The organism is Nostoc sp. C052, from assembly GCF_013393905.1.
In the GTDB taxonomy this organism is placed as follows: Bacteria; Cyanobacteriota; Cyanobacteriia; order Cyanobacteriales; family Nostocaceae; genus Nostoc.
On the sequence record NZ_CP040273.1, the window covers coordinates 185448 to 206309 of the forward strand.

Genomic DNA, 20862 nt, shown 5'->3' on the forward strand with positions numbered 1-20862 from the left:
CTCCCAAACCGAATCTTCGCGCCAGATTTCCTACCAACGCTCCACATCAGCAGAACTTTCGGCAGTAAGAGAGAAAATCGATTGGCTACGCTTTGCTTTGAGAGCGATGTCTACGACGAACTGCGCCTACGCTACTTTCTCCATCCCCAGATTTCCTTGCTCAACACACCATAACCAACAACCAGTCTGTCGGCTGCCAGAGAAGAAGCTAAAAGTCGCGGATACCGTATATGATGCGATAGTACCTTGGGATTGCCTTGAAATAGCCAGTAGGTCTGTTGTACAGCAAAGAAAATTTTACAGGTTACAGTCTCTCAAGACTTACAAGTTGATCTGGGCACTAATGCCATCCGAAATGATTTTGCGGGTGCTCCCATCTCTGGAGAAAACAATGAAGAATATTCTGATTCAAATTCTTTCCAGGGGATTAAATTAGCCATCATTACCCAACGATTATCTTCCGATAACTTTCCCTCAAATGGAAGTTCAAACTTTTCCACTGCAATTGGAGTTGATTCTTTTTTTCTGTACATAGTTACTTCGGATACACTATCTTCAGTCTGATCAGTATGATGCAAGGATTTTGGGCTATTTTACCTTCAAATCTTGCACCGAAATATACTTCTTTGGTCTGAAAATCTAGATACTGCCACCTTTTGTTTTTTTCAGCAACCCCTAAGTAGGGTATTCAAGAGGCAGAAACCAGCAAGCCAGATAACAACATAACCCAGATATCAATTCCATAGAGCATGGTAGTATCTGGGGGTGTAAATCGAGGCATTTATAGCGGTTCTCAGTTGGGTGCAATATAGTAACAGCAGTGAGTGAACCATCCAATAATGTCTTTTTTGGTGACTGCATCTAGGGCAGTTGTAATAGCTTCATCTAACTCAAGATAAGTTCTAGCAGCTTGCGATGCCTGCGGCGGGCTACGCCTACGCAAAAATTCTTTGACTTTTGACCAACAGTTTTCAATTGGTGAAAAATCAGGAGAATAAGGTGATAAATATACTAATCTGGCTCCAACTGCTTCAATAGCTTCTCGGATACCTGTTACTTTATGAGAACTGAAGTTATCCATGACAACACAAGCGCCCGGCCAAAGAGTTGGAACCAAAACTTGAGTAACATAGGTAACAAAAGCAGACGCATTAGTACCACCAGTAAAAGTCATGGCGGCAATGACTCCTTCTAAGGACATAGCCCCAATCATCGTTACATTTTTCCCCCGCCCGTAGGGACATGAACCATAAGCACGACTACCTTGGGGCGAACGAGCGAAGCGTCTGGTCATGGCGATGTTGACTCCGGCTTCATCGATAAACACCAGGTCTTCCAGGTTTACGGTGCCAATCGTTGTCCAATACTCTGCTCTGAGTTTCTGTACCCGTTCTGTGTATTTTTCGCTGGCGTGCAATGTTTTTTTTTTGCGCGTTAGGTTTAGCTTTTGAGTGATTCTTCCCATTGTCGCTCTGCTGACTAGAACACCCGTTCGTTCCTCTAATCGAGAACACAACTCAACCAAAATTGCATCGTTGTCTTCCTCCAGTAAGGTGACAACTATTGCCATGTGTTCACTACTTAGCTTACCTGTATTACCTCCACCATGAGCCTTTGGCTCAACTGTCGCGTTGCTTCGATATCGCTTTAGTAGCTTCTGGATAAAAGTTAAACTGACGCTAAATCTTGTTGCCAGCTTTCGTTGGGAGCCTTCTTGATTATTATATGCGTCAATTACTTTTTGACGGAGGTCAATGGAGTATGCTTTCATGCTAGATGCACTTTGCTGTTGACTTTGTTCATCCTCCCACATTTTGTATTTCACTCAAGCGAGAACCGCTATAAAATGGCAATAGAAGTCCATCCATCATCCTTTCGTTGCGACTGTGGACATGACTCATATTTCTTTGAGAATACCGTTAGAGAGATGAAAAACATGAGCATCCATAAACGAGTCCGTTTAAGCGACTCAGAAGATAACGAACACACAATTGTTTTTTTCAAGGGCAAGGCGATAGAGATTGTTTGCCCCAAACTCAGAACTTGCACAATTACCGACTCACAGTAACGCTTTTGATGAAACAGTGAACTACTTTGACCTAAACCACCGCCACCCAATCGCACACCACAGACCTACACTCGCTCCCAAAGTTAACCCAAACCTGCCATTGCCCCAGATATGCATTCCAGTAAGGCTCCCCATCAGCAACGCCAATAGCTTCACCAAGCTGGGAAACCATCTGTTGGTAGAACCGACCAGCGCTGTCGAGTCCAAGGCGCATTTTCAGCTTCAGCCCTTTCCAGGCTTGGGTAGCAGGACTTTCAACCTGATTTAATGTTTGGGGAATGTCATCTGATATTGTGCCAGTCACTTGTGTTGGGAACTCTATATTATTCGTGACTGACACCGACTCACTAAGAAACACTTCATCCCGATTTAACCACTGCTCAAAAATAGAATCACGCTGATCATCAGGTGCAACAAACTGGTAAACGCACTCCCGATTTTCACGCTTACCCAATCGACCAACGTAGTTCAACTTCAAATCAATCTTGGCAAGTAACTTCTGAGCGATCGCCACTGGGGTCAGTTTTTCGGAGATACTGACATTCAAGTAATTCTTAATAACGTGCCTGTGCTGAACAGCCAGTGCCTTAAATTCCACCAGCTTCTCGTCGCTGCTACGTAATTGAACGTCTGGTGTAAGAAACTGTAACAGATTCAGATTTTCGAGTAACAGTACAGCAGGCAATAGCTGCCCCTTGTTAAAATCCGGTTTCCAAACCGAATTCTCCCCAGCCTCTAATTGCGCCTTAGCCCGTTTCGCATCACGGTTGCTCAGAAACTCTCGCCCCAGCATCAAATAATAGTGCATCCGCAGTTGGGGATACCAGCCGTCGTCATCTTTCTCGACCAAATCAGGGGTCACGTCAACTTCATAGCGACGGGATAATTCCGCCTTGCGCTGCTGATGTCGTTCGGTTTTGGTTTTCGCCCTTGTGTCTTGCAGCTTCTTAAGTTCGGCATCAGAGATGGTAGGAGAATCCGCGATCGCCTGACATTCACTAGCGTACAATTGCTCACTTGCCGCTTTAACTGACTCGATTACTGCCCCACTTTCATCGTCATCAACATCGTCGGCATCAATAATGGTGTAGCCATCTTCGACCAAACCCGCAAGCACAGACTCTCGATAGCGCCGCATCTCAACGTTAATCACAGAACCACGCTTGCCCCAGGTTTGCAATGACTCCGGCTGAAAGTTCTGATCAACAAAGCTGTAGTCATCATTATCCGCCGCCGACAACAGCGCAATGTTAGCTTGTGTAGCGATGTGCTGACTTCTGAGCAATCCTCCTATCGTTGTGGAACCATTGCCCACAACCGACATCCCCCACTCTCTGACCCAAATGTGACGGTCAACTGTTTCCCGTAGCCGCGCCAACATCTGCCGCACGGAGTTAACCGGCTGCACACCCTGAAAAATTCCCCAAACACCATCAAAATGTCCTTCAATGTCGATGGATACCCCAGTTTCAAGACTGGGTGAGGCGATAACTAAATCATACTCGGTCAGAATTTCGTTCAGGTGAGAAATACACCCCATAGCAGCATGAGATGGATCAGCAACAGATTCACTGTCAATTCGCAGAATCCGTAAATGTGGGAATTTGCGACGAAAACGTTCCTCAAGTGCTTGGGTTCCCCATTTGGATTTTGCTTTTTGAGCAGAGCAGCATAATAGATGATGCCCACCTTTGGCAATGGCTTTGTCGAGTGCGGCGATGAGATTCTTCGGGTTACTGCCAGAATAGTTGTAACAGTTGCCAGCTACGTGCCGATAGTTGTTGACGATAACGAATGGATTAACTCGATATTCCCCAGCGAGTGATAAAACATACTTTACATCTGTGTCGGAAACATCGGCACTAGACAGGTAAATCTTTCCCTGACTGCTGCCTAAAACATTCTGTACCAGTTGTTTGAGGTTTTTGAGAACAGATACCCGACGTTTTTGCACTTCAGTACCAGAGTTGAGCAAATGCCAGAATACCTGGTCGCATTCATCAATAATAATGACATCATTTGCCCAGTCATTGGGGTTGAATCGCGCCTGACTCTCCTGATGTAGCGAATCCACACATACGCCATATCCCAACAATGTGCCTGTTTCATTCGTGCGAACTTCTGTGACATAATTCACTCCAAAGCGATCGCATAACGCCTCACCAAGTTGAATCCGATGGGTGATGATTAACACCCTACGTCCAAGGTCATGCGCCTTCGCCACCTCAGTAGACAGCCATTCGGTTTTACCGGTTCCCTTGGGAGCTTTGAGGATAATCAGTTTTTCACCTTCAGGGACGAGAAGCTGACCCAAGAATCTTTGGTTGAGAGCGATTGACGGCGGGTAAGTTAGCAGAGTAAACAGCTTGATTTCCCATAATTCCAAAGCAACAGCAGTATTATAAAGTGCGTCAAAAGCTTCCCGTCCTTTGGCAACGATAAAATCATCAACCCCTTTCTCTGACCCTAGCGGTAAATCAATAACTCGCAGCGAACAACCCTCGTTTACCAACAGCCGACCCATGCGACTGATAGCGGTTCTCACCCGTTGAACTGTCTCAGGTTTATTGTCCTGGTCAAAGCAAATGTTGACCTGTCTCCCCTGTGTTGCAAAATGTTTCAAGTCTGGAATTAGAGAGGGTTTACCACTGGCAGTACCGTACTCATCATGGGGTGTACGGTATCCAGCGTTAACACCAGGAATTGCGATCGCAGCATAACCAGCAGTCAATAATGCCCCCGCTTTTTTGACACCTTCGACGATTGTGACTGGTACGTTGTGCCGCCAAACCCAGTGCCAGAAGCCACCAGGGTGCTGTAGGTCTTCTTCGGTGATAGGGATGCCGCTACGATTGGAAACTTTCACCCAAATGCGATTCGGTACTAAAAGGAAGAAAGCGCGTGTCTCTTCTCTCAATGGGTGTTCATACTTAATAAATTTGTGGATCTTTTGGTGGTCGCGTCTGGGGTGGTCGGGTTTGAAACAGCCCCACATCATTAGGACGTAGTTGTTAAGCGGGTCAATTCCATTGCACCACCAGCCGCCTAATTCAATGTGCTGGTACTTTTTTAAATCGCGATCGCGTAATCGTCCATCATTGCGACGGGAGATTTTGGGACTGTAGAGGAGATATTCGTAGGGTGTTGTGCCGTAGAGCGAACGCACATTCAGAGCAATGATTTCTTCGTCAACGCCACTATTTAACCATTCTTGTAAGTGTAGAGCTTGAGAATCAGATTCGATTATACGCATATTCCCTCTATTTTTTGACGCATGAAAATGGAGCGGCATTGCATCCATGCCGCCGATTCAACTTTTTGTGAGCGCTTGTGCTGGCTATGAAGTAGTCATCAAGCCAGCCACAGCGTTATCTGCCCCCTCCGGTGTGTGGACGGAATGTAAGATTAATACGGGTGCTAACCACTTTGTTGGTTTTCGGAACCTGATGCAGATGTGTTGATTGACAACCAGGGTGCATCACGAGCAAGCTGCCGTGTTCTAACCAAAAGTCAGTGTGTGTACCGCCAATGGGTTTGATTTGAAACTTGCGAACACCACCGAGGCTGATTGATGCGATCGCTGGCTGATATCCCATCGAAGATTCGTTGTCGGAATGCCAACCGATTGAATCAGTACCACTGCGGTATTGATTTCCAATAACGATGCGGAACTTGTAGCCAGTTAGTGCGGTGATGGAGTCGCGTAATTCCCCAAGCAATTCTTTCCAAGGTAGAGGTTTCAACAGCACACTTTTCGAGTAGAGATAATTGCAGCCGGCATCACCGTAAATACATTCGAGGCGAGGGACGGGCATTGTTTTACCCGCAATCCTGATTTGATTTTGCTGCCATTGCAGTTGTAGGCAGTGTTGGTAGAGTTCATTGGCTTGTTCAAGGCTTAAGAAATCGGGGTAATAAGTGACTGGTAAGACTGGGGTTGATTCAGCAAACAAATTGAGTTGTTGCATGGTACTTTTCTCCAGCTAAAAAATGTATAGGGAAAACAATTGCTGTCAGTTTTGACCAGTAGAGAAAACCTCAATTAACACACTTTCTGGATATAAACCAACTTTTCCAAAACGTGGGTCATGAATGCGTTCTATTTCTATTCCTTGTTTTCGGCACAATGCACTGGCTTTTCTACCTTTAGTACCGGCTTCTTTAACTGATATTTCTAAACCTTGAAGATTAGCGAAACCGACAATACTGTATTTATGCCCGCATGGTGTGTTAACTCTGTCTTGCTCTACTTCAACGGCTTTTAGTCGGTGCAAAATTTCAGTCTGTTGCTGTTGTTGTTGAAGTAAATGCTGTTCTTGCTGTGCCATCTGTTGTGCGAGCGCTGCAAGTAACTGTATTTGTGTCATTGCTGTTTCGTTATTTGAGGCAGGTTTAGTCCAGCCCAATTTGTCTTGAATCCATGCTCGAATGCCGATGGTGTTGAATGAACGGCATACCAATCGGGCTTGTTTAGTACAGTACCTACCAGCATCAAAGGCGTAGTACTCTAAGATGATTGCGATGGCGACATCTGGGATACCGTTGGTTCTCCATTCGTTGAGGTCGGTAGCTTCAAACCCTTGTAGCATAAGTTCTTTGGCTAATTTTGATGGTGCTAGGTCGGCACTTGATTTCAAAGCTTTTCTGATAGACTCGTCATCAACCCCAGCCAGTCTTGCAGTTGCTCGAAGACTAGCTTTTGCTTGACCTGAAGAGTCAACTTCAATCTCTTGAGATATTTGTTCGATAATTTGAGTGATTTCAATTGCTGACATAATTTTTCGTTGTGTGATAATTTTCAGTTGTGTGATGAAAAAGAATCAAACTTTGATCCGCACCAAGCTTTTTTCACCAACTAATGAGAAACGATTCGATATAGTCGGTGTCTTAATTAACGTTGGGGACATCAATTCAACAAGGTAAAACCAAGAATTATGCACCAGTGCAATTCCTAAAATCAGCCGTTGTTTTGTTCCTTTATCGTGAGAACAGAGAATCACTCTTTCGCCCAGAACAAAAGCAGGTTTTTGCACAGTAATGGCTTCTAATTCTCCAGTCCCGATGATTTGGTTCTGTGTGGCGTGGAGTATTTCTTTTCCGCAATCAATTGAATAAATCCAACATTCGTGTTTCCATTGCATACCGCAGCAGTAGCCGAATGTCCTTGTGGTTCTCAGGTATACTCTCTCCAGTAAATTGACCTCAATGGGTGGAATTGTTTGTCCCCAAGGAGGCGAGAGATACCAACTTGTTTGAAGTGCGTTAATGTTGTTAATCATGAGTTTTTCTGTTGTTGAGATAAAATTCTTTTCAGACGTTCAAAAATTAGTGCAGCGCATTGGGGAACAATGGCATTGCCCAAAGCCATCAATTGTTGTTTGTGTTGTCTTCTGATGGCTTGGTATTCTGCCCAGAGTTGGTGATATTCTGCCGTGTCTTCTGGCGTAAGCGCTGCAATTTCTCTACGAGTAAGCCGATTGAAACTGGGGATTGTGGCAGCAGCAAGCCAATCTGTAAGTCCGGCGTGGGTAAGGAGACATCCGTCCAGCCCTGTGGTACACCGATCATCGCCTCTACTAGATGTGGGTTGAGAGAACGCTCCGTATTCAACTGAGTTGGTAAGTCTGTGTTTTTGGGAGTTGCCAGCATCACCGCCGCCGATAGATGCAAGGTTTGTCCGCTCTTGTATGTGCTGACTCCAGGATGTATCCCGTCTTGAGCTTTGGGAGTTGGTAGCAATGAACCAAATTCTTTCTCGTTTGTGGACGGCTCCCACTTGGCTTGCCGAAAGCACTCCCCATTCGACATCGAACCCCATCTGGGCAAACTGCCACAGTACGGAACGGAAAAATTCACCCGATTCAGCAGTGATGAGTCCGGGAACGTTTTCCACAATTGCCCATTTTGGTCGAATATCGCAAATGATTCTAAAGAATTCCCCGAACAAGTTGCGTTCATCCTGCGATGCAAGACGTTTCCCCGCGAGGCTGAAGGGAGGGCAGGGGAGTCCAGCGATGATGCCGTCAACTTCTCTAACTCCGACTCTTGCAAGAGACTCAACTGTAATATCATGGATGTCCCCGATAATTGGAATATGTGGAAAGTGCAGATTTAGAACTTGCTGGCAATATTCGTTGATTTCGCAAAATGCCACAGTTTCAAAACCGCTAGTAATCAAATGAGCCAGGGTGAAGCCACCAATACCAGAGCAGAGGTCAAGGACTTTTTGAGTTTTAAAGGGAGTAATTGGGTCAATCATGCTCGTCTCCCCAGCAAGTAATTAATCGCTTCGTTATCGAGAGCAGCAATACGCTTTTTTAGGTGTTGTGGAGGGTTGTCAAAAAAGTTTTTGAGATGCCATCTCCGAACTTGATAACGCTTAGAACAACGACGGCTAGTTTTCAACCAACCACGCCTTACCCAACCAGAAACAGTAGTGGAATGCACACACAAAATACGGGCGATTTCAGCACTACTATAGTTATCTAGAAAGGGGCTTGTAGAATAACCTAAAGCCCAAAGTTTAGTAGCGATAGCAATTGGAGTACGAAAGTACCCATGTCTTTTTAAGATTGAGGCTATTTGCTTAGGGGTATAAAGTTCAGCTTTAGCTTCAATAATTGCAAGTTCTTCATCAGTCCATTTTGTATGCATCTGATTACCTCCGATATTTATACAGATTTAGTATCAGAATGTTCTTTGACAATCCGAGCGCTGATAGATTCAAAGTCAACTTGAAAGATGTTCATATCTGTGGACATTTCCCCAGTGTTATAGCGGTCTACTATGTGCTGCTTGATTACGGATTGGTTCAGCCCATCAGGGATATCAATGTGTGCTTCACTGATGATTTTTTCAACAACTGTGACTATGACTTTCATGATTTAATTCCTGTGTGATTAATTGAGGATTCAGAAGTAAAAATATTCTGAATCCTGATTTTTGATTTACATTGCTCCAGCTTTTGTAGCTTGCAACTGTTGCATCCATGCGTTGATTGCCGTTAATTCATCAGCACCTAAGCCAACAGCATCAACAACTTGATTTTGATATGAAGACTCAGCATGATTGGGATAATTGCACTTGTCTGCTGCCCAAGCCAAACACATACTTTTTACCAGTTCATTAATCTTGCTAATATGAAGTAGACTTGGGCGGTCAACATCCTGAAATTGCAACCACTCTTTAACTAAATCAAGAGGATAATCAAGCAAGGTGCGAATATTTTTGATTCGTAAATCTTGGGGATGTACTGGTTGAGGTACTACGGTAAGTTTTGGTGTAGATGGAGTGCCACCTAAGCGAAATTGAATGTCATGAATGATAGTTGCCCAATCAGCATTTTTGTTCCATTCTCTTTCAATTCTGCTTTTACTTGCAGCATCGTAAAGATTACAGAAAACCGTGTTTTCGTCACCAGCATTCGCAACGATAATCAGTGGTTTAGAAAAATCTTGGATTAAGGAGACAGCGAGAAGAAAGCTTTTGGCGAAATTGGTTTCAACACCAGTCCTGACAACATAAAGTTCATCTGCACTCACGACAATATCCAGCTTCAGGTTGTCCTTTCCTTTGAATTCTTTAGTGGTTAATCGCAGTTCTGACAGATAACCAGTTAATGCTCTTTGGGAAACAGGGATGGTTTTATCTCTGTCAATATCGTAGTGATACCACAGGTAAGATTCCCCACCTAACTCGGCATTTTTGACATATAAATAGATGGGTTCGGGAGGGTTGCATAAACCTAGTTTGATTTCAGTAGTCATGTTTCACCTCGGTTAAAGTTTCATTGATTGATGTTCTGTGTGCAATAATGGGAATTCTGTAGCGGGAGAAAAACTTCCGTGCGTTCATCTGAGTAAGCGGCACTCATTCAGGTGAACGCTTTTGTATTAAATTGAAAGTTCTCGATTACGCTCTAGCTCCCATTCCAGATAAGTGAGTGCAGTTTGAGCATCAGCAATGTTTAAATCTGGGCTATATCCTTCGTCCAACAGTTTTTTGTAGTCTGGGTGCGTAGCAATAAGGGACATCAGAGTTTGAGCTTGTTCAAGTAATGGGTAGAGATTGGGGTTAGACATTTCAATGCCAAGCCTGGAACATAAATCTTCCGCTTTCACACCCCTGATTCCTGGCTCAATCTCGGTTTCTAACTCTTCAAGCAGAGATTGGAAATTCGGGTGTTCATCGTTAATTTCAATCTCAAATAAATCTGCACTTTTTGTAACGACAGTTGCCCAATTGGGTAAAGTCTGTGCAATGGTCTTCGCGTAAAGTTTCATGATTTTCTCCTCTGGGATTAATAACTTAAAAATCCTCGGCAATCTCCAACAAAAAGCCGCTTCCCGTGTTCTGCACTTGCACCAGTTCTTTATCCAGCAGTGTTTGAATGACTGAATTTGAAACTTGGCATTGGAGAGAGTGCAGAGGAACACAACCACCGCAAAGTCGAATCGAACGCAGCAAATGATTGGCTCTACGGTCAAAGCTGTTTGTAGAATTAGCCATTGGTGCTACCTCCAGTGATGGCTGCTAACTGTTGTTGCAGAATTGCTATTTGACTTTGATAAAACTCAATCTCTGCGGTAATTTCCGAGAATAATTCTTCTGGTGTAAGCGGTTGAATTTGAGACTCCTGAAAGTGGAACAATTCATCAGAGTTTTTGTTAGGCATTAGCGCATAACGCCAGCCACCACCGAATTGTTCAGCTAATTCAGTACCATTTGGGTAGTAATAAAACCCCAGAATGATACCGTCTTGTGTACGTTGATCCAAAGCAAAGCGAGGGTAGCCCCAGTGTTGAGGGATTGAGATTATCGGTTGCATTGATTTAATGGGGGATTGGTGAATAAATAATTAGGGAAAGGGGGAAAGGGCAAAGGGGAAGGGAATGAAGAAATTTACCTTTCCCCCTTTCCCTTTAACCTTTTCCCAGGCGAAGCCCAAGACTTACGCTGTGACTAACTCCGCCCTCTCCAGCAGCCGTTGCAATTTATCGCCAGTTAGCTGTTCTAACGGTTGGTCTAAAAAATATTCATCAAAAATGGATTTATCATCAGTAGACACGTCCAGCATCGACAGCGATCGCACTGCATCATAGACCGAGTTAGAATACTGCTGTTGACCTGAAGAATCCTGGATTATCCACCAGTTCCCGTTAGTGCATCCGACTTGCCCCAGTTTCACGCCGTTGTTGTTGTAAATGCCATCATCGAGAATTTCAAAGCCGTAATTCTGGCACTCGTTGAAAATATGCGCCATGATTTGGTTTTCGGTAGAAGAGGAAGGCATGGGGGCAGAGGTGCAGAGGGGCAGAGGAGAAAGTTGTTGTAAGTTTTTCCCCTCTGCACCCCTGCTCCCCTGCACCTCTGCTTCTTCTTGCACAGGTAATGAGCCGTCTTTGTAGTGCGTGCAGATGAAGCGATCGCAACGCATTGGAGTGTTGGCACGGAATACTTCTTTGTTGTTGACGATGACTACCCAACGTTGGGTTAAATGATTGTCGTCATGGCTGATGCTGGCTACCAGTTTGTCATCAGCATAATATTCGTGATGGTCAAAGGAGATTTCGACTATTGTAAGGGGTTCGGGAGCAACAGCTTGGGCTTGGTCAGCGATGTAGTTGTCGAGTTCGGCTTGGGCGAGGGCTTGGTTGTCGGGGGCAGTGGGGGCGAGTTTCTGAACCTTGCTTGCCTGATAGTTAACAATGGCGGAAATCCAGGCATCCTTACAGCGTTTATCGTTTACTTGGACTGTATAGGCGATTTCGCTGTAGATTTGCTTGAGCCGCGCAATGGATTTCAGTTGCAGCTGTTGTTGGCTGTAGATGATATAAGTCATAATTGATAAAGTCTTAATGGACATAGAGAAGCGCTTCAGATTGGTCGTCGGTAGCGCTTTCTCTATTATTAATTTACCGTAAATAGTTTTACGTTGTCAATATATTTTTGACGTTTATCATAAATAGTTTTACTATTTTAGAATCATTAAACGTAAAAGGTTTTATGCTAGCCCTAGAGAACTTTCATGTTTTAAGCCTGCCATGTATGGCAATCGAAGACCTAGCCAAATTACCAGAAACCCCGTGTGTGTACTTGGTCGTGAACAGCCAAGGTAAGGTTTTGTATGTTGGCAAGTCAGAAAACCTTAGAAAAAGATGGAAATCTCATTACAAGCTATCTAGCTTGATTGAAGAGTCAGGAATCAGGATTTCTTACGTTGAAGTACAAGAAGATTTGCTTTTTAAAGTTGAAAGAGCATTAATTAACGCTTTGAATCCTCCCCTCAATGAAAATGAACCATCCAAGGGAATCGCTAGTCTGCGACAAAGAGTTGGTTTAACACAACGGCAATTAGCTGATTTAGTGGGAGTTACGGAAACAACCGTTCGGAATTGGGAAAATAATCGCAGCGGTGTTGAATGGTTTGAAAGGGTGGCGAAACTTTGTGATAGCTTACAATGCACTCCTAATGATTTGTTTGGATATCAAAAGATTGCAGAAAGCGAGGAAAAAGCTTGATATTGGGATCATCAATCCTCTTGCTCTTCCCTCTACATCATTTGAGAAGCTATTGTCCTGGGCACTGCGCTCTGTACAATGGCAGTTTCTAACTATGCTTAAAATCTACGTTGCAATTGAGTTCCAGCAAATACTTATGAACTAAAGGGGTGGAATAATGGCTAAACCACCTTCTAATCGCAAAAAAGCCACCTCTGCCGCATCTACCGATTTCACTTCAGCAGCTAACTCTGCAAATGAGGATATCTCTCAGCAAGTAGATCCAGCTACAGCAACAATTAACGTTACTGCTGCTCAAGTAGAGGAGTTGTCCGAAGCGGAGGAGCGCGATCGCCTGCACTTAGAGCGGCGTGTGGAAAGAGCGTTTTTTGAGGCAGGTAAGGCACTGGCAGAATTGCGCGATCGCCGACTTTACCGTTCGACGCATTCAACGTTTGAAGAGTATTGCAAGGACAGGTTTGGGTTTGAGCGTCGTCATCCTTACAGATTAATTGAGGCTGCTGGAGTTGTAGATAATTTAATCAAAATGTGTCCAAATTGGACACAAAATCAAATTGAAGATGATCTTTCTACAGTCCACTCCGATCAACGACAAATCTTGCCTACCAGCGAGGGGCAAGTTCGACCAATGACAAAGCTCAAACCCGAAGAACAGCAAGAAGTGTGGCAACGGGCGGTAGAAGTTGCTGGCGGGAAAGTGCCAACTGGTAGAATTGTGAAAGATGTTGTGCAGCGTATAATGGAGCGTACCCAAGTACCCAACACTTACCAAATTGGCGAAGTCTGCCAAATTCTTGCTAAAGACGACCCGGAACTGAGAGGTAAAGGTGGCTGCTGGGGTATCGTTAACCATGTGGGTGAATTTAGCTGCACCGTCAAAACCTGGGATGGGGAATATACAGTTGGGTTGCAGTACTTGAAATCTTACGATTACTTGCCTACCGAGTGTGAGCAGATGGGGGTGATTTGCGATCGCATTGCCAAGATATATTTCGATTCATTGGAGGAGACAGCCAGAAGCTTGTTGCAATTATTGGGAAAACTAAATCGACCTTGGTTAACTGCTGTAGAGGAGAAATTGTTGAGTGTTTTGGAGTCTGAATATAGTGGAATATTTTAGAGGTAAAAATTGGATACAATAGGTGAAGCTCAGGTTACTCAATTTTTTTCTAATGCCCTTCAAGATGAAATTCAAAAAAAATGGGGGCATAATGCTATTTTTTTATTTGGGAACTTTGCTGGGAAACAAGACAAAAAGTTTGCTGACTTTTTTGCTGGGACAAGATCAAAAAACATACTTATTGAATTTAAAGAATCTAAAAGAAATTTGAAAGATGAATTAAGGAAGCCTCTTAGAGAGAGTCTTTGCTTTACTTTGAATGACGAAATAGCCACGCTTTCTCGAAAGTGTCATTTTGCTGCATGGAGAGAAAGAGAAAAAGATGTTAAAGGGGATGTTAATATTAGTATAAATATTATTCCTTATATTGATGAAGTGTGTAAACAATTTGGTGATTTACCAAGGGTAGTTAAAAATTTATTAATGAAACATTATCCAACTTTTCATGAGAGATTTATTGAAAAATTTCTTTTAGATGAAGTTGGTGTTTCATATACTGAATTTAAAGATTATATCAATCATTTATCAGAAATTGCTAATTGCAAAGACAGAGATAACTTTAAAGCTGTACTTTATAGCCGTGATAATAACACTCAAAAGCTTCGAGGAACTCAATTCTCAAATCTAAACCAGGCTTTAGAATTAATCAACTTGAATCCCCCAATATAGTAATTTATTCTTGTTTTTTTACTTTCTGAATATTATGAATAAAATAATTTCAAAATAAAACTTTACAAAGTAGGTAGAGCATTGTTCTGCATCAGGTGAATCAAAATCGTCCGTAAATTCTGAGGATGATATCTTCCAGCAAGTATATCTGTGACTTTAAGAAGATTTTGGACAGCTTTTGGAAGGAGAATTTGGACAAGTTGTAAGCTGGACTACTTATAAATTTGTTAAGGCATTAATCAAGCGATCATAAGTTTGGAAAAAGAAAATGAACATGATACATAAAGTGGAAGAAGAAAATGGACATAATAACAGAAGTCAGTTTTAGTGAAATCAGCTTTTGGTCAACCTTTCAAATCTCCCTGTTCTAAATTTACTGCCAATGGGCGATCGCCTATGAGCAATCGTCAACCCGAAAAACGTCACCTGAAACCCTTATTTTTCCTTGATTTTATTTTTTGGACATTTTCGGAAGGTAAAGTTGGACATCTGTTTTTGAAAGGTAAAGTTGTACAACCTGTTCAGAATCTTCTTCAAGTCACAATATCCACGTTCACCAATAATTACTATTACTAATTTTGAGGTCTAGGAATTAAGGTAGATGGGACAAAGTGATTGTCTTGCTTATTTGACGAATTTGCAAGAAAAAGTGTTGAGTGTTTTAGAGTCTGAATAAACGGGAAGAGAATCCTTTGAAAAAATTTGGAAATTTCGATTTGATGTTTTTATATTACAGTGTTTATAAATTTAATAAGACGATCTCAAACTCAGTCGTTGTCATTTATTAAAATTTTAATTGCAACTTATTGCTTTTACTTTAGTGCGGAAAAAAGAGCGATCCTATATTTTGTTTTTCCCTATTATGTTCGCTAGCTATTCGTCTTTCTAGCGAACGATGTGTATCCCTTGCCCAAAAAGACATTTCTGGTACTGAATGTGTAAACCATTTTTTCAGAGGTATTAAATAAGCTTCAAAGTATGGGATTATAGACCCTGACCATGAACTAGGATATATGCGACGTGATAAGGCAAGACGAAAGGATTCAAAAACACCAAATTCATAAGATAAGCTTTCCAAAGCAGGATGCCATCTATTATTACCCATTTTATCTGTATCAATTATAGGATAAAAAATACATAAGAACGGTACACGTATTTCTGGGTTAACTTTAGCCCATCTTTTACATTCATTATCCGAAACACCGAATAGTATACCTTCTTTATTGTGAGATTCTCCATCAAATAAGTGTTGTGAAGGCTCAATAAGAGCTTTTAAAAAATGGATTTCTGATGGAGTCGCAATTTCAAATAAACGTGATAAAGCTTCCCAGATTAAACTTGGTTTTTCCTTAACTAAGAATCTAATGATATTTCGGCAATAGTCATTTAATGCCGCAAAAATTTGGTAGTCTTCAACTTGGCACAGCCTTATAACTTGATTACTTAAACCAATTGCAAATTCATCCCCAATCCCATAATGGTTTTTTACTAAGAGAAGAAGCCGCTCAAACAAATTACCATCTCTTCTAGTTGCCTTTGTTTTTTCAAGAATTTCTTGTGAAGTGATTATTTCTTTAATCCGTTTAGCAAGTTCTTGATCGAGATTCTCTCTATTGTGTTGGTACATGGAAATAATTTCAAGAGATGTCCATACACCTTCTGCTCCGTAATTAAAAGCTAGTTCATCAATCAAAGGAAGAATTTCTTTAACACTGAGGTTTTGTAATCCTTGTACATAGGACAAATACACACAACTTGTTACAGGTATATTTCCCTGTTTTACACTCTGAACAATTTTATTTAATCTCTCAACAGAAATGTTAATTGCAGTGTATATATTTACCATCTGATCCTTGAGAGCATCTGATTTTAAAGCAATCTGAATGCACTCGTTTGAAGCTTGAGTATCCTTTTTATCAATACCTACAATTAATCCACGGATAAATTGTATCCCCCTTCGATCACTAGATGACTCAAATTCGTTTACTGCAAATTGAAAAGCTTTTACGGGATCTTCCAATTTCATAGCTAACTCATCAGTAAAGGGAAACACATTATTTAATTCTTCTCTAACCATTACTTGAATAGCTCTATATGTAAGCTGTTCGTCTTCTGCAATTTCAGCAGCAATTTCCTTGGCTTTTCTGGTTGAATATTCAAAATCTTGAGTGTATATATTATCTTTATCGTAGTTTAAGTCAGGATCGTTAATATCTGCTGTCCAAAATTTCGTGTAGAGAAGTGCCTTCTGTATTGGCTCGGTTGGCATAAGTTTGTTATAAAGCTTTCTAACTTTTGCAGAAAACTCTTCTGATGCCTCTTTTCGATCAAAATATAGCCAATCGCCAACTCCTTTAATAGCCTCAAACCAAACTCCCTTCTCCTTTGTTCTTTTAATTAGAATCTTTTCAATGTCATCAAAAAGATACTCACACAAGAGTGAACGGATTGAGTTAGCAATAATCTTTTCGCATTTGTTAGCAAATTGCTTATATTGGTAACTTATATAGTACAGTCTTTGAAGACCTTCTTTATTAAAATCAAAAACTTCAGCCCAAATTTTTGGTATCCAATCTTTAAGAGGAGGTTGATTACCAATTTGATTATAAATGCTTAAACCGGAGAAATAATCTTGCTTAAGAGTATTTTCCAATACTTCAATACAGACTAAAATAATTCTTTCATCGCCAGATGATATTCCTCGATCAAGTACTGCAAATCTTTCAGATGGTTCAGCTTCTGTTCCACTTAAATATAATTGAAAAAGCTGTTTGAATCGGCTATATACCTTACTTGAAGAAGATTGATTTTCAAATGCAGCAAATTGCATGAGCATTAGCCCAGCTATGTAAAACGAACTTCTACGAGAAACCAATATTGACAAAACTTGTACAAATTCTTGCTTGTAGGTTACTGCTTCCTTTAAATTATCTATAGACAAGTCTTTATATAAATAACTGATAGTATCAGCTACACTATCAGGTTCGATATGCACTATGGCATTTAAACACTGAGAGCCAATATCTGTTTTCAATTTCTCTAACGAACCGCACCAAGCATCTCTTGCTAAAAGCTGTTGAGCGACTGTAGCAGCTGTTTTTGAATCACCAAAATAGCACCATTGTCCTAAAAAAGATTTACGTAGTGATGGAGAAGCGTTTTCTATAAAATTAATGATGGTTTTTACTCGGAGTAAATCTAATCGCCTTGTTCCCAAAAATGCTACTATTGGCTGGAGTTTAAGTGCAAAATAGGGATTACGGTAATCTATAAGATTTTGTTTTGCCGCGAAAGCTAAATGTTCATACATTTCATCACCAGTTTGCCTGGCTAAATTTTCAGCAACAAAATCAATCTCATCATTGACATTTCCATCTGCACCTAATTGTTTGAATAATGCAAGACACTCAATTGCTCGAACTTGTTCTGGTCTATTTATGTAACAACCTGACAGAATGCGTTCTACAACATCTTCAAGAGACTTGAGAATTGGTAATCCCTCTGAATAATTATTCGTAGCTAATACTGCAATACGTGGATAACCAGCACTTATATTTTTAATAAAGTTAACATCTGAATAATCGGCATTAGGGTATCTTTGTCGAATAATGCCTTCAATAAGATCATCATCAGCAGGAGTAACAGAAATATTGAGGCAGTTATCTTCTTCAATAGGTTGGTTATCATTGCCAATTGTAATAACTTTAAGTTTGCTACCTTCCCTTGTGACAATTTCACAAATTTTAACAGCAGTATCGCGTGGACACTCATCTACAATCATCAGGGTAGAGTTTTTAGATTCAGAAATACTCTGAGCTATTTGAAAAATTTGACTACCAATGTCCCTAAAATCACAATAAATTGTAGATGTTGTTAATACAATCTTTGCTATTGTAGTTTCATCCCTTACTACTTCATATACAAATCGAGTTTTTCCTACACCTGATGAGCCAATAACTCTGATCGATTTTTGAGAATCAGTTAGGAAATCTGCAATCCGTTCCTTTACTTTGTTGAAAATCAAGGAGTTATTAACTTTACTTTTATCTCCAAGGGAAAAACGGCTAGCTTTGTCTTCAACTTGAGAAATTGATATAATTTCAGCCTTGCGTCCCCATGTTTCAAATGTTTGAAACCCTTTTAAACCAAGCCCAGAGTGCTTTTCATTAAGCCAGAGGGCGATCGCAGGATGTTGTGATACCCAATCAGCTATCTTATTTGCATCATAAATGTCAACAGCTTTCAATTGATCAGGATCAGATCCTGCTTCTCGAATACCTTGCTTGATTCCGTCAATTCGTTCATCGTACTTAGAGCCAATCAACACAGCATTAGTAAAACCAATGTAAGAGCCATTTTCGGTAATAACCTTTGCAACTGCTTCATTTAGCTTTGGTATGGCTCCTGTTTTCTTACTATCTTTTGTCCAAACCTCTTTCTTCCAACCTGCTTTTTTTGGATCAGTAGCTTTAGCCTGAAATATGCAAAACCTAGAAGGTAGATAATCTGTTTGTTCAAAACCTCCAGTCCAGGAAATTCTTGCATCTTCTCCTCCATCAGGGACATTAATCTGAAGGGGTACTGAAATTCCTCGTAAACTTATACCCGAATGTTGAGCTTCGGCGTGTAGTAATTTTTTCAATAGCTCAACAAGCTGTTTGCTATCTAAGTTTTCAATCTGCAATGAAGAAACATCAAAAATCATGCAATTATTTGTTGATTTTTAAGCTTTAGTGACAATTGTAGCTTGCTGAAACGACTGTATAATCGTTCTGTGTCTCTTAGAAGGAAACACCTACCAGTTATGCAAAGTCTGCCAAATCTTAGCCAAAGATAATTCTGAACTCAGGGGCAAGGGCGGCGGCTGGTGCATCGTAAGGCAGGTAAATGATTTTAGCTGCACTGTAAAGCTCTGGGATGGAGAGTACGCCGTTGGGTTGCAGCACCTCAAATCTTACAATTACCTGCCCCAGGAGTGTGAGCAGATGCGGGTGATTTGCGATCGTATCAGTCGGGTGTATTCGAGTGCGCTGGAGGAGTCGGTGCAGAAGTTTTTGGAGATGCTGGGGAAGGTGAATCGTGCTTATTTAACCGTTGTAGAAGAAAAATTGTTAAATGTACTAGAGTCTGAATATGGGGGAGAGATAATACCCTAAACAAATAATTTCGGCAAATTGGCATCCAATGTGTTTGGGTTGCAGTTTCAATAGACTTGTCCGAAATATTAACTTAGAAAAATAAAAATGGTAAAACGTTAAATTGAGCGTATACCATTTTTAAGAATTAGTTATGGTTTTCGATTATATCGAGAAATATGCACACCGGACAAAACAAATTTTAGGAATTAGTTACGAACAACTGCAATCACTGTTAAGATGTGCCGAAAAGCGACACCAAGACATCAAAGTGAAACAGGAGAAACAAAAAATTAGAATCAATGCGTCTGGAGGAGGTCGCCCAACTAAGTTGTCAATAAGTGAGCAAGTCTGTTTATGCTTATTTTATCTAAGACAGATGCCAACATTTCAAGTATTAGGAATGATGTTTGGCGTTTCTAAGACAGAAGCTAACGACACTTTTCATTATTGGATACCAATACTGCGAGATATCTTACCCTCAAGTTTATTAGAGCAAGTCTCAAATAATGAAAGCGACTTACTCTTTGTTCAGGAAGTATTAACCAATTTTAGGCTATTAGTAGATAGCCTAGAACAGCCAATATATAGGGATTCTGACCAAAAAGAACAACAAAAATATTTTTCTGGGAAGAAGAGGCAACATACATTAAAAAGTTTAATGTTTGGAATACCAGAAGGTAAGGATATTGTGGAGGTAGAGGTTGGATCTCCTGGGCCAACAGCAGATATAAACTTATTCCGTAAGTCTCAAGAAAAATTTGATAACTCGCAACCTTTTGCGGGCGATAAAGGCTTTCAAGGAGGCAAAAACATTACAACTCCTCATAAGAAAAAACCAAAACGAGAATTAAGTCAACAGCAAAAAGATGAAAACAAGGCTTTGTCTAGTAATCGCATATTTATCGAGCATTTAATTCGTCTGCTTAAAATATTTCGGATTGCCTCACAGAGATTTCGATTGAAACTTGAGACTTATGAGCAAATTATCTTAACAGTTTGTGGTTTAGTTAGGCTTAGAATCGGTAGCTTAATTTTACCAACTTAGCTGTTAAGAACATTCATAAAGTCTAAAAAGTTAGGAGTTAATTTTATGCCTCTAAACTATCACTAACTATCTCAAAGCCTTATCGCTACGTTTTTACGAAGATATCAAAGTTTTGCCTCAAAGCTTTGAACAGTCTGGCTTTGGAGTTTTCGGACAAGTCTAATGGAGTTAGCAACACAACGGGACAGTGAAGAAGTTGTACGAGGGAAAAGATAAAACTTCCCGCTTCTTGACATCCAACCGGAGCCAGTTGTTTAGTTGAGTGCTGTAGAACCCCTCTACATGATTCATACAGCCCTCA

Annotated in this window: 22 protein-coding genes and 1 pseudogene; 7 read left to right on the forward strand and 16 right to left on the reverse strand. The window is 41.1% G+C overall.

What is annotated here, in order from left to right:
* Positions 1-341 precede the first annotated feature (341 nt).
* Together FD723_RS33020 and FD723_RS33025 are read right to left on the reverse strand one after the other, a co-directional pair.
* Positions 342-533, reverse strand: a pseudogene (locus FD723_RS33020) (IS5/IS1182 family transposase); the annotation flags it as partial.
* Positions 534-793: 260 nt separating this feature from the next.
* Positions 794-1813 carry an IS630 family transposase gene (locus tag FD723_RS33025; protein ID WP_256875295.1) on the reverse strand — a complete coding sequence of 340 codons (1020 nt, stop codon included), beginning with the start codon at positions 1811-1813 and terminating at the stop codon, positions 794-796.
* Between the two features lie 33 nt (positions 1814-1846).
* Here FD723_RS33025 and FD723_RS33030 point away from each other — a divergent pair, with 33 nt between their 5' ends.
* Positions 1847-2068 carry a hypothetical protein gene (locus FD723_RS33030; protein ID WP_179069493.1) on the forward strand — a complete coding sequence of 74 codons (222 nt, stop codon included), beginning with the start codon at positions 1847-1849 and terminating at the stop codon, positions 2066-2068.
* Positions 2069-2099: 31 nt separating this feature from the next.
* Here FD723_RS33030 and FD723_RS33035 read toward each other — a convergent pair whose 3' ends face one another.
* The 12 genes from FD723_RS33035 to FD723_RS33090 all read right to left on the reverse strand — a co-directional run bounded on the left by FD723_RS33035 (position 2100) and on the right by FD723_RS33090 (position 11909).
* Positions 2100-5321, reverse strand: coding sequence for a plasmid replication protein, CyRepA1 family (locus tag FD723_RS33035; RefSeq protein ID WP_256875296.1), 3222 nt, complete (start codon positions 5319-5321; stop codon positions 2100-2102).
* A 115-nt stretch (positions 5322-5436) separates the two neighbouring features.
* On the reverse strand, positions 5437-6036 hold the full coding sequence (locus FD723_RS33040) for an alpha-ketoglutarate-dependent dioxygenase AlkB (protein ID WP_179069495.1): 600 nt from the start codon (positions 6034-6036) through the stop codon (positions 5437-5439).
* 45 nt (positions 6037-6081) lie between these two features.
* Positions 6082-6843: a hypothetical protein gene (locus tag FD723_RS33045; protein ID WP_179069496.1), complete on the reverse strand. Its 762-nt coding sequence runs from the start codon at positions 6841-6843 to the stop codon at positions 6082-6084.
* A 45-nt stretch (positions 6844-6888) separates the two neighbouring features.
* Positions 6889-7347 (reverse strand): DUF1392 domain-containing protein, encoded by a 459-nt coding sequence (locus FD723_RS33050; protein WP_179069497.1) that lies wholly within the window; start codon positions 7345-7347, stop codon positions 6889-6891.
* Complete coding sequence (locus FD723_RS33055; RefSeq protein ID WP_179069498.1) at positions 7344-8327, reverse strand: DNA cytosine methyltransferase; 984 nt, start codon at positions 8325-8327, stop codon at positions 7344-7346. Before FD723_RS33055 ends, FD723_RS33050 begins: the two co-directional genes overlap by 4 nt.
* Positions 8324-8722: a hypothetical protein gene (locus FD723_RS33060; protein WP_179069499.1), complete on the reverse strand. Its 399-nt coding sequence runs from the start codon at positions 8720-8722 to the stop codon at positions 8324-8326. The genes FD723_RS33055 and FD723_RS33060 overlap by 4 nt, the downstream gene beginning before the upstream one ends.
* Before the next feature lie 17 nt (positions 8723-8739).
* Complete coding sequence (locus FD723_RS33065; protein WP_179069500.1) at positions 8740-8949, reverse strand: hypothetical protein; 210 nt, start codon at positions 8947-8949, stop codon at positions 8740-8742.
* Between the two features lie 66 nt (positions 8950-9015).
* On the reverse strand, positions 9016-9834 hold the full coding sequence (locus tag FD723_RS33070) for a hypothetical protein (RefSeq protein ID WP_179069501.1): 819 nt from the start codon (positions 9832-9834) through the stop codon (positions 9016-9018).
* Positions 9835-9960: 126 nt separating this feature from the next.
* Positions 9961-10350 (reverse strand): hypothetical protein, encoded by a 390-nt coding sequence (locus FD723_RS43360; RefSeq protein WP_256875297.1) that lies wholly within the window; start codon positions 10348-10350, stop codon positions 9961-9963.
* A gap of 25 nt (positions 10351-10375) precedes the next feature.
* Positions 10376-10576: a hypothetical protein gene (locus tag FD723_RS33080; protein WP_094333302.1), complete on the reverse strand. Its 201-nt coding sequence runs from the start codon at positions 10574-10576 to the stop codon at positions 10376-10378.
* A complete protein-coding gene (locus FD723_RS33085; RefSeq protein ID WP_094333301.1) occupies positions 10569-10895 on the reverse strand; it encodes a hypothetical protein in 327 nt (108 codons plus the stop codon). Before FD723_RS33085 ends, FD723_RS33080 begins: the two co-directional genes overlap by 8 nt.
* A gap of 123 nt (positions 10896-11018) precedes the next feature.
* Positions 11019-11909: a hypothetical protein gene (locus FD723_RS33090; RefSeq protein ID WP_179069502.1), complete on the reverse strand. Its 891-nt coding sequence runs from the start codon at positions 11907-11909 to the stop codon at positions 11019-11021.
* A 164-nt stretch (positions 11910-12073) separates the two neighbouring features.
* Here FD723_RS33090 and FD723_RS33095 point away from each other — a divergent pair, with 164 nt between their 5' ends.
* The 4 genes from FD723_RS33095 to FD723_RS33110 all read left to right on the forward strand — a co-directional run bounded on the left by FD723_RS33095 (position 12074) and on the right by FD723_RS33110 (position 14954).
* Complete coding sequence (locus tag FD723_RS33095) at positions 12074-12589, forward strand: helix-turn-helix domain-containing protein (RefSeq protein WP_179069503.1); 516 nt, start codon at positions 12074-12076, stop codon at positions 12587-12589.
* 157 nt (positions 12590-12746) lie between these two features.
* Positions 12747-13709 (forward strand): hypothetical protein, encoded by a 963-nt coding sequence (locus FD723_RS33100; RefSeq protein WP_179069504.1) that lies wholly within the window; start codon positions 12747-12749, stop codon positions 13707-13709.
* Between the two features lie 9 nt (positions 13710-13718).
* Complete coding sequence (locus FD723_RS33105) at positions 13719-14378, forward strand: hypothetical protein (RefSeq protein ID WP_179069505.1); 660 nt, start codon at positions 13719-13721, stop codon at positions 14376-14378.
* 327 nt (positions 14379-14705) lie between these two features.
* Positions 14706-14954: a hypothetical protein gene (locus FD723_RS33110; RefSeq protein ID WP_179069506.1), complete on the forward strand. Its 249-nt coding sequence runs from the start codon at positions 14706-14708 to the stop codon at positions 14952-14954.
* Between the two features lie 241 nt (positions 14955-15195).
* On the opposite strand, the gene FD723_RS33115 is transcribed toward FD723_RS33110, so the two are convergent.
* Both FD723_RS33115 and FD723_RS43365 read right to left on the reverse strand, forming a co-directional pair.
* Complete coding sequence (locus FD723_RS33115; protein WP_179069507.1) at positions 15196-19083, reverse strand: hypothetical protein; 3888 nt, start codon at positions 19081-19083, stop codon at positions 15196-15198.
* Positions 19084-19201: 118 nt separating this feature from the next.
* Complete coding sequence (locus FD723_RS43365) at positions 19202-19324, reverse strand: hypothetical protein (protein ID WP_256875298.1); 123 nt, start codon at positions 19322-19324, stop codon at positions 19202-19204.
* 39 nt (positions 19325-19363) lie between these two features.
* Between FD723_RS43365 and FD723_RS43370 the strand changes: the two genes are divergently transcribed.
* Both FD723_RS43370 and FD723_RS33125 read left to right on the forward strand, forming a co-directional pair.
* Positions 19364-19534, forward strand: coding sequence for a hypothetical protein (locus FD723_RS43370; protein ID WP_256875299.1), 171 nt, complete (start codon positions 19364-19366; stop codon positions 19532-19534).
* Between the two features lie 133 nt (positions 19535-19667).
* Entirely contained in the window at positions 19668-20561 is an 894-nt protein-coding gene (locus FD723_RS33125; RefSeq protein ID WP_179069508.1) for a transposase family protein, read from the forward strand.
* Positions 20562-20862 lie beyond the last annotated feature (301 nt).